Raw genomic sequence first — 12,151 nt, forward strand, 5'->3', positions numbered from 1 at the left:
AGAACAAAAATTCTTTTGTGGTTTTTATTTTATTTTTATTTTTATTTCGAGCTCACTATATTTGTATTAATTTAAATGTTCATGCTCAAATACATCACTAAATTTATGTATAAACTCCTTATTACTTATATAGTAAGTAATACAATCTTTTAAGTTTTTACAGTTTGCATATTGTTCTTTATGATTACCCTTTAGTATATAAAATACCTCTCTTTCATTATTTCCTATTGTTATAACTAAAGCCGTTGTATCTACTCCATAATCTCTTTTTGAAGGATTATAACTGATATAATACTTTTCTTCTTTACTACTTTTTGTAATTGTGTTGTTTATACTAATTGGCATCCCATTAAAAAACTTTATCATATAAATGCACTCCTTTTTCTTTCTTCGTGTTACGTGTCTACTATTCATCAATTTTCACTTTATAATTCCTTATCAAATCCATATTTTTCCGTTATATACCTTCGCCTCATCACATGTATGCATTACTACTTTGTCACCTTTTTTAAGCATCTTTCATTCTCCTTTTTAATGAATTTAATAAAATACCTATCTATATTTATCTCTTTATAATAGATATTTTTAAATTTCTTTATTCTCGTATATAATGAAATTACAAATTAAAAGCTCTAATACTATTAGAAAAAGAATAAAAAGCAAAGAACTACTCTCTGCTTTTTACATACTTTATCTAACTATTTTTTATGTCCCGTATTTCTTTTTGCATGTTCTATTGACCATTGTAGCTCATCAGCATAGATTCTTGTATGAGTTTGGATTGTTCTTCCATCATAGTTTTCATGTGCAAAATCTAAGAAATCACGAATTCCTTTCAATCTCTCTTCCATTACCTCCAGTTTTTCATCCTCTAAAAGCTCATCAAACTTTAATTCTCTACCCCATAATTCTCTATCCTCTTCTCTACGTTTTATGAATTCCCGCTTCATTTCATCCCTATCCGAAAATCTTTCAAGAATTACACCGTTTTTAACAATTCCGTATTTTTTCATTATAAACTGTCCCTTTCTTTTCTAAGTTATATTCATAACTCTGTTAATTATTAATAGCCTCTCGAATCATTTCCGCATTATTCTTATACCATTCAGATTCTACAAATCCATGTTTTTTATAGAACTTCTTCAATACTCTTTTCCCTACGCCGAATTTAGGGTCAATATTTAAAGATAGTTTGAATCCATGTGTATCTGCAATGCGAGTTAACTCTTCCATCATTTGAGTCCCTAATCCTTGTCTTCTCTTCTCAGTAGGAACACCAATAAAAGCAATAAATATATGTTCATCATTAATCTCATGTATTTCAAACTTAGAACCTGTTTGAGATTGAATTAAAAACTTCCCCATATACAAGTAGTTGTAATTGAATCTCAATTCATTGATAAGGAGATTATTAGATTGACTCTCAACAAAGATACCATTCATCGCTTGTTCAAATTCTTTCTCTCTCTGTTTCTCCAATCGCTCCAAATCTTCTTTTGAAATACTTGCAAAATCAATCATTCTCTATTCTCCTTTATATAAAAAAGAGCAAATGTTATATACGCTCTTTCATTGTTTTTGTACACATAATCAGCTATTTAATCTCAATCTTACTTAATCCTCTGTACTTTTTTCTCCTTCAATGATAAATGGTGCATACTGAGAAATATATACCTTTTTACCAATACGATATTTTAATTCTCCATCCATAATTTCATAATCATCAATTTTAAGTTCTTTTACTACTTCAGCATTGTTATTCAAAAATTGTAATTTTACATCCTTTTCTGGCAACCCACACAGCCACTTAATAAAAATACTGTTCCTAATGCAATCAATGTTTTCTTCATTATTATTCCCATCTTTCTTTGTTCGTATAGTTCTATCAATCTCTCTAAAAAACTGCACTCTCTTCATATATAGAAGAGAAATGCAGTTAGATAGATTATTTTACAGCTTGGAAATCATCCATTAGATATTTCCCAATTTTGATACTTTCATCTTTTGTAGCAAATAAATGAAAGCTTCTTTCTGAGAAATTAAATTCCCCTGCAAAACCAATTGCACATCCATTTGTAACTAACTGTCCTTGTTTAATGTCATTTTCCATTCGATATATATTCATTTGAATCGCAAGTAAAACTGAATCTCGCCAACTATTGTTTTTTCCTCTGTATACTTCTCTTGCTCGCATATATTCTTCATCTTTTCTTAATGTCTTAGAAGGTTTTTCGCTCACTAAGGCTTCAATGATTGAAGACACATTCCAATCTTCTTTTTTCTTTCGTGCCCAGGCTACAACAACCTCTTGTTCTTCTAAAATTATTGGTACAATATTTATAACTTCCACTGCTTCTGCTTCACTAACATCTTTCATAAAGCCTGTAGAATCTCCATTAATAATTTCCCATTTTACTTCATCTTTTTCTATCTCACTAAAGATAGTTTCTAAATCATCCTGCTCTGCATCAGATTGAGCCATTTCTTCAATCGTCATCCCTTTGTCATAACACTCAGGGTTTGGTACGTATTCTGTTACCATTGTTCGAATTAACCTAATTTTCTTAGTCATTTCTATCTCCCTTTTCAATTTTATTTATATAAACGGAAATAACGCTATATTTATCATTACTTTTTATATTTTGTAATGAGTTTATTTACCTTTTCTGCTATAGTTACATCCGAATAGAATCGCATTTCATTATAATTACGAGGATTCGGATTATCCTCTTCACTCGATTGACAACCTTCACGATTGAATTGATGTTGCATGTTTTCTTCAGAGCACCATTTTAAACCGCCCCATGATACCCAAGCGTTATCAGAAACACTGACACTGGCTTGTCCTATAGAGGTAAGCTCATTATGTTGTCGTAAGATTTGCAAGTATTCCTCAAGCTGTCTTTCCCATGATTCATAAGAATTACCAAACATTATTACCTTTTCTTTTGAAAATTGAACCCTTACGATTTTATCTTTTTGTTTTCTGGCCATTTTGATTACCTCTTTTCCTTTTTTATTAACAGATAAAAAAGAGTGCAATCATCACACTCTTTTCATTTGTTTATCTACTTAGTTAATGCAGATTTCTGAAATTTATTTTCAAGATTAATCCAAAACTCTTTCTTTATAGCAAGAGCAATTTCAAGTTTCTCTGCAACTTCCTCTGTAATGCGAGTTTCTGCACTTAAGATTTTTAATAAATTTTTAACAGGAATTCCAGTTACAGTTTCTAAATCCATTAGAGAAATATTTCTATCCATCATTACCTCCGCTAACGATTCCACAGGTTGAACACAACCTATAAATCTTTTAGCTTCTTCTAAATGCCACTGAATAACGTGCTCATATTTCTCACCAACATAGCCTATTACATACGTACTAAATTCCGTTGCATCAGCTCTTAAATATCCCATCTCCTTTGCCTTGTTAATAATCATGTCCCTAACTAATAAAGGAATACGACTGCCCCAATTTAAAGCGTATAATCCACTATATCCATGAATTCCATTTGATGGTTCTCCTGTCTTAATCCACTCTTTAAAATCACTAACAAGACCCCACATTGTTCCACCAGAAGAAAATCCTCGATGTTTACTTGCAGGATGGAAAGATACTCTTTCTTCCGTATAATTATCAATGTAATAAATATTTCTTCCCTCTAAAACAAACGATGCATAGTGATTTTGTGTTCCTTTACTTGATTCAGTCGAAAAGAACATTGCACTACTTTTTTCTGTGCAAGCCATATCAACATCTGCAATAAATTTAATTAATTCATTTACCATTTCTACTCTTTCTAATTTTTGGTCGTTTACCTTTACCATAACAAACATCCTCTCAAATTAATTTATCCTATTGATTTATTTTATTTACTGTTTAATTAATGGAGTAAAGTTATCCATTGAACATGTACCCAGACTTATTGCTTTTCCTTTTGAAGCAAATAATTCAAATGTCTTGTTCTCATCATTAATGTTTTCTGCAAATCCAACAATTGAGCCATTTGTTACAATTTGACCTTCAGTAAAACTAAAAGTACGTACAGCCTTTTCAAATTTGCTATAGTATGTATATAACGGATGGTCTTCCGCTACCATTTCAAACCCTTTCTTTTTCATTTCCTCGGAATGTAAATCTCTTTCCTCTGGAGAGTCATAGGTATATTCCCTCACATAAAAAATATCTTCATAGATACGTTCCATTTAAAACATCCTCTCAAATTAATTAGTATTAATACCTTGTTTTTCATATCTATTTATTATAGATATACGTGGCATTAAAAATTACGCAAAAAATATAGCGGAATAACTATTCTTAATTTGAATACATATCTATAAAGCTACACATAATGTTTCGACTCTTAATAACTGAGCTATTCTCTGGTCCGCAAAGTAATATCCCTGTTTTTTCATGTATTGCTTTCAAACATAGTAATGAACTACTGACACGAACACCTTTTGTTTCCCATTTATCATAGGTATAAAAGAGAAAGCCTTTGTACGTAAAATCCATTACATTTAATGTCTTTGCTTCGGAATCTATAACTAATACCTTTTCCTCATCTATGCCATACAGCAACTTAGGTCAACCCCTAACAACATTCGTAATACTTCTTCTACTTGCAATAAATCAACTAAACTTGCTTTACTATCATGAGTCTCAATTGTTCCATCCAAATAAAACTCATAAATAATTCCGTCCTTTTCAATAAACAAAACTTCATCTTTAATCGAACAGTTGAATTCATTTCTTTCAAATACTTGCTTGAAATCTATAAAGTCAAATTTATCTAATTTCCAAATCAAAAACTCTTTTTTCGAAAAATCCCCTTGATACACAATGACCCTACTTTTTGTTTCTGCTAAACATTTACTTCCGTAGCAAATCTCTTCATCTTTCTTTTTGAAAATTTGATATACCTTAGAAGACTCCCATTCTCTATAACGAGTATGTATCTGAAGCTCCTTCAAATTATTAGCAATTACTAAAAGTTCTGCTCTTGCCCTATGAATCGTTTCTTCACTTTTAGCTTTCTCATATGCATCTTGATATTTTGATAAGTTCATTTCTAAAGAAGACTTTCGTTTCTCCAGTTCTTGTTTTTTCTCCACGAGAGATTTTAGTTCATTTGCAGTTGTTTTAAGTAGTCGTTTTGGAAATCCTTCTAATTTCTTTTGATGTTTATCCATTTCTTTTAGCTGATATTTGAAATAAGCTCCTTCTGTTTTTGTTTGAAGTATATTTGCAGGTAATACTGTATATTGACTACAAAACGAATTATATATATGTAGTTCTGAACTTCCCAAATGCAGAAAGCCAATAACTTCATCCTCTACATACAAATAGATGACCACTTCAAAACTACCATGCATACCAAAACGAAAAACACTATTTGAAGGAATTATATGTTTGTTTAAATAATCCTCAATATCTTTGGTAATAACCATTTTGTTCGAATGACTTAATACTCTCCACAATTTTTCATTCTTTATAAATTCCAAACAATTTTCTATGCTTTTATCTTTTAATAGAAGAGTTGCTTCATTTATCAATGTTCTTGAGCTTTCTACAAGTTCATCAAGTTCTTGTTTTTTACCTAACATGTTGTATCACCTCCATTATTTCCTTGCTTCTTATTCTTTTTATTCCAATGAAATAATTTATATATCCCACTTGCGAGTACAGAGAAGACATTGTAAGTGACTTGATATGGTGTATGAGCATCTAAAAACATAGGATATTCTCCTGCTTTATCAGGGTAATTTTTCTTTACGAATTTTATGTATCCATCCATTCTTAAGTAATGTAATACAAATGTTGTCGTCAATAACTCTTCAAAAAAACCACTTAGCTCAATGTACAAACCCCTATCAACAATCTGAAATCCTGAACGCCTAAATCTATATGGTCTTTGATACATTTCACGTTTCTCTAACTTCTGTATCTTTGATTTAGGAATAAGAATGACAATATACTCAGATTTTCGAATCACATTCCCTTCCCAATCCATCGCTCCATCATGTCTTTCTCTTATAACCTTTGATACATAGCACTCGTTTTTCCCTTTAATGACAAATTTGTTTTTTCCAAATATAGAGCCCATTTCTGCCGATATCATCATTCACTCACCTCAATCAAAATAGTTACCGAACTTCATTTATCTATAGTTAATATTATTTCATTCATTTACTATAGTCAATTATTTTATTTTGTGTATAATAATGATTATGACTTACTATTTTGAAGTAATGGAAAGGGGAAAGAAAATGGCTTTACAAACAAACGCTGAAGAAACAGATTGGTTACATAGACAAAACAACATCCTTCTCGATATAGAAAGTAACCCCTCTTCTTATTCTGATGCACAAATAAAGAATTTTTTTGATATATTTTACAATACGGTTTGCTCTTGGCAACTAAAATATCCAACGCAACATTTAATGATGTTTTGGGCGATTGGTGCAGATTATGATGGGTTTATTGCAGGAAATAACCATTCTTTCATTGGTTTGTATCGAGAATTAATGGATATGGTTAAAGATGGTGATATGACAAAACCAATTAGAGCAGTTTCGAATAACCAATTAATTGAAATCCATGAAGATGGAACCAAAATTGTAGTTGACTCAAACTACGAGGAAAAAGAAAGAAAAAACAAAAAAGAAAGGATGATGCAGAATGAAGCGTAAAGATTCGATTAATAGATTAAAAGAAATTAAAAGTGAATTAGAAAAGAAACTATCCCAACTTGATAAGGATTCTTCCTCATATCAAATGCTTAAAAATAAAATTGGACATTTTTCAGAGGCAATTGATTTGCTAAATGTGTACTTCGATTCAAACGGTGTGTCAACCGCTACGATGATTCAAACAATACAAGTTGGGCAAATTGCACAGTGTATGAATAGCCCACGCACAAATGAATTAGACTTATGTCCTGCATATAACAATGCTTATTGTGTGAAGAAATATGAGGATGGTTCTATTCGATGGTTATTTGGCAAAAAAAGAACACTAAGAATGACACCTTTTGTGGTAGATAATGCTTTGTGGGTTTTACAAAAACAATAAAGTATCTAATAGGAGGACAAGCATATGGATTTACAGGTAGAAGATGCTATATTATTTGACGCTATTTTTAGGGAACTAACAAATAATCCCTTTGTTAAAAAAAAAGTCATCTTAGAAATTTCTCAACCAATTATTTGGGAGTTGAATTATAAAAATGAAACGTATTTGGTTTATCTTTTACAAGACAATTCAAAACAAAGTAGCTTTGGAGTAATAACCATTCGAGAATTATTATTCAGCGAAGTAAATGAGACTACTGTTTCTAAGTTAATGAACTCTGAGATACCCATATCTGATGCTTTCTTTAACTCGAATAATATATGGAGGATTGGGAAAATTGATAGTAAACTATATCCGAGAAAAACATTAAAAAGCTATAAGGAAATAAAAGATAGATTCCCAAGGCAGGGAATATCTTTAAAAGATGTACAGAGCATATAAAAAAGATGACTATTTATAAGTCATCTTTTTTGTTATATTCCTTTCCTTTGTGCTTCGTAAAATCTTTCATAAAAATTATCTGGTGTTACAGGAATGAAGAATCTCTCGTAATATATAGGGGATAGCATATCCAAAGAAAATGAGTCTAAATTCCCTAACTCATTTCGAACATACATATATTTTTTCGTTACTTTTTCAATCGCATATTCCTTGTCATATTCAAACAAAAGGATTTCCGCATTCTCTCTCATTCTCATTGTTGTACGAACGTGCGTTATTTCAACGCCCCTGAAGTCTTTCATCATACAGCTAAATCTCCTCTTTCTTTACCTGCTTATCTTTCATATTCTTAAGTTCTAAATCGCTGAAATATCCTCCGCAATCAGGACACCAAGACTTAGGTGGATTAGATGCATATCCATGCTCTAAACGTAGATGACTACATTTATCCTCTCGCTCTTTTCGGATTCTTCCTAACTCTCCATTTCTAAACTCTTTGCCACAATCCAAACATTGAGGGTATCCTTTTGCAAGCGAAATTGCGTTATGATAACATTCCATGAATTCTATCTCTCCCTTTATTATCTATTGTTGTTTTTCTATTAATTCCATTAAGCCCTCTTTCCGTAAGAAGACCTGCATGTAATCAATCGTATGTAATAGCTTATTAAGCAACTCTACATCTTTTGGTAAATCCATAATCATCCAATCTTCATATAAGGTGCTGTTTGATACCCTACACTTTTCTATGCATTCCTCATAATACTTTTCAACGTCTTTCTTATTACCTAATTGATGACGAGTAAAGAAGTTTCTATCAAACAGAATGGCAGGTTCTTTCATTTCAAACAGAACCTCTCCCCTTTCATCAAACAAATATATACTTCCGTATTTCTCAGCATATTCATACATAATTATCAAACCCCTTTCATTTTTTATTCAGTAATATGTATTAATAAACATACAAATCCATTAAACAGTTTCACTTTTGAACATTTTTTCTGCACATTGTTTTGGAACTACATACCAACCAGTTTTTAAGTTTTCGAGAGAATCTGTGTCTATCTTTTCCCATTCATCTACATGAGTATTTTTTTCTTTATGCCAGTATTCATAAATCCCTCTTTCACTATTAAATCGGCAATACTTGTTTGTTCCCTCCTGAATGCAACAGCAAATATATCCTGCTTCTAATTTTTCTATAGCACCAAAAATGTCCATGTATTCAACATCATAATCTTCTTCAACTGCGATAAACAATTTGACGGAGTTCCCCCCGATTTTCAACCAGGATTTTAATTCTTCATTGTCTTGAGATTCCTTGTAAACGTTATTCAAAACATCCACAGTAGAAGTTACGCTTTGCTTCGCTTCTTGTATTTTAATAGCTACAAAGTAAGGTATTTTTATTTTCTTCATATGACGCTCTCCTTCTATGTAATACATGGAAACTTCTTTTTAAGCTCCAATTCTTTGTTTTTTACTTTTAACTTCATAAGCAAGTACTTGAAAAGAAAGAATTTGACTTCCATCTATACAGAAATAACGATTCTCATCACAATCTTTTCTTGCATAAGTAATAGATAGTGGCATTTTTTGTTGTACTGCCTCTTTCATCATTTTTCTTATCACTTGCAATGTATCATCTATAGTATCTACAGAAAGATAAACATCTTCTATTTGATACGTTATGCCATTCAAACATTCGATGATTATCCAAACATCTACATCATTCTTTTCATTATTCGTATTATGTAGAATCACATCATATGTTTTTGTTTCATTCATCATAGGCAGTAATCTCACCATCTACAGCCCGAGCAATTTCAGATGTAATAGTCATACCTACCCATGCCAGAACACCTAAACAAATTACAGCCATCATCTCTACATGTTCTTCTTCATGCCTAATGTTTTTTTCCTTGTCAAATATTTTGAAATTATAGGCAGTTTGTTTTTCATTCACTCCTATTAAAAATTTCACATGTTGTTTCTTCAACTCATCTAAAATCATGAGAGCTTGCTCTTCTTTCTTCAAAGGATTAAACTTGTGAACTGCCATGATTTCTCGTCCATCTTTATCTACATATACACGAATAGGATTCCAATTCTCCTCACTGAACGGTCTTTCTATCTCTTTCCATCCCATGCATCTTTCTGCTATTACATCTGCTATAAAACTTAAGATATTCATTGCTTTTCCACCTCTTTCTCTTTTTCAATGAACCAATTTCCATAAACAATATCTTCTAACATTAATTTAAAATCAGATTCATGAATCATAGTGCGATTTAATTCGCCACTACATACGACTTCCATTTCGATAAAATATCTCGACTTTTTGCGAAAACGCATCTTTTTAAAAACCACATTATTATTTTCATATTTTTTATTCGTAACCACTATCCACTCTTGCATTCCTTTTTTTCTTAAAACAGATACAAGGTTTTGAAACGGACAAAACTCAATCTTTTCTAATTCCATTTCATTTACACACTTCTTACAAAAATGTCCTGATACTTTAAACCCCATATCTATTACCTGCACATGCATTTCTGCTACCTCATTACAAAATAAACAGTTCTGTATATCTCTTGTGAATTGCGGTGAAACAATCATTTGTTTTTTACACATAATGCACATCTCCCTCTTAGTTAATTTTGTTGAATTTGTATAATAAATCTGGATACTTTTCTTTTAAATACATACGTTTTTCATAATCGTCAATCATAGGCGAAATCACCTTATAACAATGAACAAACCCAATAATGAAACCAATACTTAAAATTGATATAAGCATTGTCATCATTACCCAATCCGTTGTGTTTGTATATATTTGTATGAGGAATATCGTTATAACGGCTCCAAATATGATTGATAATCCGATGCCCTTGTCTTTCATATAGAAGTTAAAAATGAATTTCAACTTGCTTATTCCGCTCAGTTTAACCAATCAGAAACACCTCTTTTTCATTGACTATAGTATATGAATAATGATAAACTAAATCCATAAAAAATGAAAGTTCAAATTCGATTAACGGTCAAAAATAGCGTAATCATAGCTCATTATTTTGAGTGTGTAATGCGTTTATTTAGGAGTGAAAAATAGAATGCAAATAAAAATTAGGTTCTTTGATGGATGCGGTAACTTCCATGATGAAAAAATCACATCTAAAAACATGTATGAATTAGAAACGTCCATTATTTCTATTCAACAGGAATTATCGGTTAAATGGGCATACCCTGACAATCAAAAAACGATTGTCAGATGGCGTAAAGTGAATGACCCTTCTCAAGAAGAAATTAATTTAAAAGTTGAGATTGATTTGCAGAAAGAAAAAGAATTTGTTTCGTTTTTAAATGAGCAAAGTTGGTTCTTTAACAAAATTCAATACACCCAGTCTTTATATTTATGGCGAGTAGATATTGATAATCAAAAAGATAAAGAAATGATTCAATCCCTACCCTATGTTATCCGTATCTCTGAAATGGCAAAGATAACAGTAGATTAACAAAACGGATGGAACTATAGCGTAAAACGATTACGAAATGCGTATAAGAAATAGAGACCAATTTACTAATAAAAAGAAAGAGGTGATAAAATATGGTCACAGAAAGAACAGTAGCAGTATACAAACAAGATGGTAACAACTATATTCGTCAATATTCATTCCCTACTGAAAATCGTCCATTTGTAATTGGAGAAGTCATTCGTGGAGCAGATGGAGGAAATTATGTAATTTTTGAAATTGATGTTGAAGTGGCCGTTGTTCCTGAAATAAAACATTCCGATTAGAGAGCTCTTATGCTCTCTGTTTTTGTATTCAGTGTAGCTTTTATATCTTTGTTTGATTATCAATCAATATTAATATAAAGTAATAAACAGTCTATAATAAAAAGAGTTTACATATCTGGTATTTTTTTAAAATATAATTACAAGGAGTGTTTTATTATGAAAAATTCTTACTCATTATGCTGGATTAATACACCAAAGTGGGGAGATGAGGGAACTTACAAAAAATCTATGCCATTTGATTCTATTGATGAAATCATTGAAAATATGAAAAATTGTTACTATAGAGGCGAATGGGTTGAAGATGAAAATGGAAATAAAGTAGATATTGATTTATCGAAGTACACTTTAAAAGAAGAAGCATAGGATAAGAGATTTATACAATGAAGGACTGAATAAAATGAAAAAAGAATTGAATGTACCAGTAATTTTACCAGAACATGAGAAAGTTGTTGTGTGGGTACTGCATAAAATAAACAGAAATGAATTTGCAGAAGGTCAGTTTGCTGTAGACTACATGGACTGTGGAACACCAAACAAACGCAAACTGCATGATACAGAGTATGTAACGATGTGGGATATATATAATTCTTATACAAGAGAACAGAGAGATAATATTAATCGTGCAATATTAACAGAGATGTATAGGCTGACAACTGATATAAAAGAAGAGGAAATTGTTACAGATGGTAACCGTGTGGGATTTGCCTTCACATTCGATTACAATTGGAAAAAAAGATGCTTCAAATTGGCGACTTCCAAAAGTGCTAATTTAGATTGGTGTAGTGATTGTAGAATTGATGAATTTCAGAGAGTTATTCAATTTTAAAGAGTTAATTAAAT

The 12,151-nt window shown here is 31.1% G+C and carries 26 protein-coding genes; 7 read left to right on the top strand and 19 right to left on the bottom strand.

The genetic code is table 11. The features are described from left to right. Positions 1-66 precede the first annotated feature (66 nt). The 11 genes from CQ064_RS10200 to CQ064_RS10250 all read right to left on the bottom strand — a co-directional run bounded on the left by CQ064_RS10200 (position 67) and on the right by CQ064_RS10250 (position 6,121). Positions 67-366 carry a hypothetical protein gene (locus tag CQ064_RS10200; protein ID WP_000589184.1) on the bottom strand — a complete coding sequence of 100 codons (300 nt, stop codon included), beginning with the start codon at positions 364-366 and terminating at the stop codon, positions 67-69. A gap of 332 nt (positions 367-698) precedes the next feature. Beyond that, a complete protein-coding gene (locus tag CQ064_RS10205) occupies positions 699-1,013 on the bottom strand; it encodes a hypothetical protein (RefSeq protein WP_000759840.1) in 315 nt (104 codons plus the stop codon). Between the two features lie 43 nt (positions 1,014-1,056). Next, positions 1,057-1,521, bottom strand: coding sequence for a GNAT family N-acetyltransferase (locus CQ064_RS10210; RefSeq protein ID WP_000564704.1), 465 nt, complete (start codon positions 1,519-1,521; stop codon positions 1,057-1,059). Between the two features lie 93 nt (positions 1,522-1,614). Beyond that, complete coding sequence (locus tag CQ064_RS10215) at positions 1,615-1,794, bottom strand: hypothetical protein (protein WP_001114252.1); 180 nt, start codon at positions 1,792-1,794, stop codon at positions 1,615-1,617. 151 nt (positions 1,795-1,945) lie between these two features. After that, a complete protein-coding gene (locus CQ064_RS10220; protein WP_000162418.1) occupies positions 1,946-2,572 on the bottom strand; it encodes a hypothetical protein in 627 nt (208 codons plus the stop codon). A gap of 56 nt (positions 2,573-2,628) precedes the next feature. Continuing rightward, on the bottom strand, positions 2,629-2,994 hold the full coding sequence (locus tag CQ064_RS10225) for a hypothetical protein (protein WP_000101620.1): 366 nt from the start codon (positions 2,992-2,994) through the stop codon (positions 2,629-2,631). A 74-nt stretch (positions 2,995-3,068) separates the two neighbouring features. After that, positions 3,069-3,827: a helix-turn-helix transcriptional regulator gene (locus tag CQ064_RS10230; RefSeq protein WP_000241491.1), complete on the bottom strand. Its 759-nt coding sequence runs from the start codon at positions 3,825-3,827 to the stop codon at positions 3,069-3,071. A gap of 45 nt (positions 3,828-3,872) precedes the next feature. After that, a complete protein-coding gene (locus CQ064_RS10235) occupies positions 3,873-4,205 on the bottom strand; it encodes a hypothetical protein (RefSeq protein ID WP_000439876.1) in 333 nt (110 codons plus the stop codon). A 112-nt stretch (positions 4,206-4,317) separates the two neighbouring features. Further along, positions 4,318-4,581, bottom strand: coding sequence for a hypothetical protein (locus CQ064_RS10240; RefSeq protein WP_000965533.1), 264 nt, complete (start codon positions 4,579-4,581; stop codon positions 4,318-4,320). Further along, on the bottom strand, positions 4,566-5,606 hold the full coding sequence (locus CQ064_RS10245; protein ID WP_000900808.1) for a hypothetical protein: 1,041 nt from the start codon (positions 5,604-5,606) through the stop codon (positions 4,566-4,568). The genes CQ064_RS10240 and CQ064_RS10245 overlap by 16 nt, the downstream gene beginning before the upstream one ends. Then, positions 5,600-6,121 carry a hypothetical protein gene (locus CQ064_RS10250; protein WP_000622060.1) on the bottom strand — a complete coding sequence of 174 codons (522 nt, stop codon included), beginning with the start codon at positions 6,119-6,121 and terminating at the stop codon, positions 5,600-5,602. The genes CQ064_RS10245 and CQ064_RS10250 overlap by 7 nt, the downstream gene beginning before the upstream one ends. Before the next feature lie 148 nt (positions 6,122-6,269). Here CQ064_RS10250 and CQ064_RS10255 point away from each other — a divergent pair, with 148 nt between their 5' ends. Genes CQ064_RS10255 through CQ064_RS10265 form a run of 3 tightly spaced genes read left to right on the top strand, consistent with a single transcriptional unit; the run spans position 6,270 to position 7,515 of the window. Continuing rightward, complete coding sequence (locus tag CQ064_RS10255) at positions 6,270-6,692, top strand: hypothetical protein (RefSeq protein WP_001207950.1); 423 nt, start codon at positions 6,270-6,272, stop codon at positions 6,690-6,692. Then, the gene (locus tag CQ064_RS10260; protein ID WP_000823043.1) at positions 6,682-7,074 is read left to right on the top strand and encodes a hypothetical protein; all 393 of its coding nucleotides are present in this window, start codon (positions 6,682-6,684) and stop codon (positions 7,072-7,074) included. Before CQ064_RS10255 ends, CQ064_RS10260 begins: the two co-directional genes overlap by 11 nt. Before the next feature lie 24 nt (positions 7,075-7,098). Next, positions 7,099-7,515, top strand: a complete 417-nt coding sequence (locus tag CQ064_RS10265; protein ID WP_000365733.1) for a hypothetical protein — start codon at positions 7,099-7,101, stop codon at positions 7,513-7,515. 32 nt (positions 7,516-7,547) lie between these two features. Here the strand turns inward: CQ064_RS10265 and CQ064_RS10270 are convergent, their stop codons facing one another. Genes CQ064_RS10270 through CQ064_RS10305 form a run of 8 tightly spaced genes read right to left on the bottom strand, consistent with a single transcriptional unit; the run spans position 7,548 to position 10,468 of the window. After that, positions 7,548-7,820 carry a hypothetical protein gene (locus CQ064_RS10270; protein ID WP_000974042.1) on the bottom strand — a complete coding sequence of 91 codons (273 nt, stop codon included), beginning with the start codon at positions 7,818-7,820 and terminating at the stop codon, positions 7,548-7,550. A 4-nt stretch (positions 7,821-7,824) separates the two neighbouring features. Then, positions 7,825-8,076 carry a hypothetical protein gene (locus CQ064_RS10275; RefSeq protein WP_000389059.1) on the bottom strand — a complete coding sequence of 84 codons (252 nt, stop codon included), beginning with the start codon at positions 8,074-8,076 and terminating at the stop codon, positions 7,825-7,827. A gap of 24 nt (positions 8,077-8,100) precedes the next feature. Further along, on the bottom strand, positions 8,101-8,427 hold the full coding sequence (locus CQ064_RS10280) for a hypothetical protein (RefSeq protein ID WP_000273393.1): 327 nt from the start codon (positions 8,425-8,427) through the stop codon (positions 8,101-8,103). Between the two features lie 60 nt (positions 8,428-8,487). After that, on the bottom strand, positions 8,488-8,934 hold the full coding sequence (locus tag CQ064_RS10285; protein WP_000721298.1) for a hypothetical protein: 447 nt from the start codon (positions 8,932-8,934) through the stop codon (positions 8,488-8,490). 39 nt (positions 8,935-8,973) lie between these two features. After that, positions 8,974-9,306, bottom strand: a complete 333-nt coding sequence (locus tag CQ064_RS10290; RefSeq protein WP_000980855.1) for a hypothetical protein — start codon at positions 9,304-9,306, stop codon at positions 8,974-8,976. Continuing rightward, complete coding sequence (locus tag CQ064_RS10295; protein WP_001024041.1) at positions 9,296-9,709, bottom strand: hypothetical protein; 414 nt, start codon at positions 9,707-9,709, stop codon at positions 9,296-9,298. Before CQ064_RS10295 ends, CQ064_RS10290 begins: the two co-directional genes overlap by 11 nt. Next, a complete protein-coding gene (locus CQ064_RS10300; protein ID WP_000335152.1) occupies positions 9,706-10,149 on the bottom strand; it encodes a hypothetical protein in 444 nt (147 codons plus the stop codon). The genes CQ064_RS10295 and CQ064_RS10300 overlap by 4 nt, the downstream gene beginning before the upstream one ends. A 16-nt stretch (positions 10,150-10,165) precedes the next feature. Continuing rightward, the gene (locus CQ064_RS10305; protein ID WP_000240016.1) at positions 10,166-10,468 is read right to left on the bottom strand and encodes a hypothetical protein; all 303 of its coding nucleotides are present in this window, start codon (positions 10,466-10,468) and stop codon (positions 10,166-10,168) included. 157 nt (positions 10,469-10,625) lie between these two features. On the opposite strand from CQ064_RS10305, the gene CQ064_RS10310 reads away from it, so the two are divergent. The 4 genes from CQ064_RS10310 (at position 10,626) to CQ064_RS10325 (ending at position 12,137) form a co-directional block, all read left to right on the top strand. Then, positions 10,626-11,027, top strand: a complete 402-nt coding sequence (locus CQ064_RS10310; protein WP_001165944.1) for a hypothetical protein — start codon at positions 10,626-10,628, stop codon at positions 11,025-11,027. 92 nt (positions 11,028-11,119) lie between these two features. Then, on the top strand, positions 11,120-11,311 hold the full coding sequence (locus tag CQ064_RS10315; RefSeq protein ID WP_000255790.1) for a hypothetical protein: 192 nt from the start codon (positions 11,120-11,122) through the stop codon (positions 11,309-11,311). A 156-nt stretch (positions 11,312-11,467) separates the two neighbouring features. Then, positions 11,468-11,674 carry a hypothetical protein gene (locus CQ064_RS10320; RefSeq protein ID WP_000798702.1) on the top strand — a complete coding sequence of 69 codons (207 nt, stop codon included), beginning with the start codon at positions 11,468-11,470 and terminating at the stop codon, positions 11,672-11,674. A gap of 34 nt (positions 11,675-11,708) precedes the next feature. Beyond that, positions 11,709-12,137 carry a hypothetical protein gene (locus CQ064_RS10325; RefSeq protein WP_000711906.1) on the top strand — a complete coding sequence of 143 codons (429 nt, stop codon included), beginning with the start codon at positions 11,709-11,711 and terminating at the stop codon, positions 12,135-12,137. Positions 12,138-12,151: the final 14 nt, after the last annotated feature.

This window comes from Bacillus sp. MYb78, from assembly GCF_002975115.1.
In the GTDB taxonomy this organism is placed as follows: domain Bacteria; phylum Bacillota; class Bacilli; order Bacillales; family Bacillaceae_G; genus Bacillus_A; species Bacillus_A cereus.

Coding starts and splice junctions, on each gene's coding strand:
- CQ064_RS10325 (WP_000711906.1), top strand. CDS start 11,709: ATGAAAAAAGAATTGAATGTACCAGTAATTTTACCAGAACATGAGAAA.
- CQ064_RS10265 (WP_000365733.1), top strand. CDS start 7,099: ATGGATTTACAGGTAGAAGATGCTATATTATTTGACGCTATTTTTAGG.
- CQ064_RS10225 (WP_000101620.1), bottom strand. CDS start 2,994: ATGGCCAGAAAACAAAAAGATAAAATCGTAAGGGTTCAATTTTCAAAA.
- CQ064_RS10230 (WP_000241491.1), bottom strand. CDS start 3,827: ATGGTAAAGGTAAACGACCAAAAATTAGAAAGAGTAGAAATGGTAAAT.
- CQ064_RS10245 (WP_000900808.1), bottom strand. CDS start 5,606: ATGTTAGGTAAAAAACAAGAACTTGATGAACTTGTAGAAAGCTCAAGA.
- CQ064_RS10260 (WP_000823043.1), top strand. CDS start 6,682: ATGAAGCGTAAAGATTCGATTAATAGATTAAAAGAAATTAAAAGTGAA.
- CQ064_RS10220 (WP_000162418.1), bottom strand. CDS start 2,572: ATGACTAAGAAAATTAGGTTAATTCGAACAATGGTAACAGAATACGTA.
- CQ064_RS10310 (WP_001165944.1), top strand. CDS start 10,626: ATGCAAATAAAAATTAGGTTCTTTGATGGATGCGGTAACTTCCATGAT.
- CQ064_RS10250 (WP_000622060.1), bottom strand. CDS start 6,121: ATGATATCGGCAGAAATGGGCTCTATATTTGGAAAAAACAAATTTGTC.
- CQ064_RS10255 (WP_001207950.1), top strand. CDS start 6,270: ATGGCTTTACAAACAAACGCTGAAGAAACAGATTGGTTACATAGACAA.
- CQ064_RS10280 (WP_000273393.1), bottom strand. CDS start 8,427: ATGTATGAATATGCTGAGAAATACGGAAGTATATATTTGTTTGATGAA.
- CQ064_RS10295 (WP_001024041.1), bottom strand. CDS start 9,709: ATGAATATCTTAAGTTTTATAGCAGATGTAATAGCAGAAAGATGCATG.
- CQ064_RS10270 (WP_000974042.1), bottom strand. CDS start 7,820: ATGATGAAAGACTTCAGGGGCGTTGAAATAACGCACGTTCGTACAACA.
- CQ064_RS10235 (WP_000439876.1), bottom strand. CDS start 4,205: ATGGAACGTATCTATGAAGATATTTTTTATGTGAGGGAATATACCTAT.
- CQ064_RS10285 (WP_000721298.1), bottom strand. CDS start 8,934: ATGAAGAAAATAAAAATACCTTACTTTGTAGCTATTAAAATACAAGAA.
- CQ064_RS10205 (WP_000759840.1), bottom strand. CDS start 1,013: ATGAAAAAATACGGAATTGTTAAAAACGGTGTAATTCTTGAAAGATTT.
- CQ064_RS10315 (WP_000255790.1), top strand. CDS start 11,120: ATGGTCACAGAAAGAACAGTAGCAGTATACAAACAAGATGGTAACAAC.
- CQ064_RS10290 (WP_000980855.1), bottom strand. CDS start 9,306: ATGATGAATGAAACAAAAACATATGATGTGATTCTACATAATACGAAT.
- CQ064_RS10275 (WP_000389059.1), bottom strand. CDS start 8,076: ATGGAATGTTATCATAACGCAATTTCGCTTGCAAAAGGATACCCTCAA.
- CQ064_RS10300 (WP_000335152.1), bottom strand. CDS start 10,149: ATGTGTAAAAAACAAATGATTGTTTCACCGCAATTCACAAGAGATATA.
- CQ064_RS10320 (WP_000798702.1), top strand. CDS start 11,468: ATGAAAAATTCTTACTCATTATGCTGGATTAATACACCAAAGTGGGGA.
- CQ064_RS10210 (WP_000564704.1), bottom strand. CDS start 1,521: ATGATTGATTTTGCAAGTATTTCAAAAGAAGATTTGGAGCGATTGGAG.
- CQ064_RS10200 (WP_000589184.1), bottom strand. CDS start 366: ATGATAAAGTTTTTTAATGGGATGCCAATTAGTATAAACAACACAATT.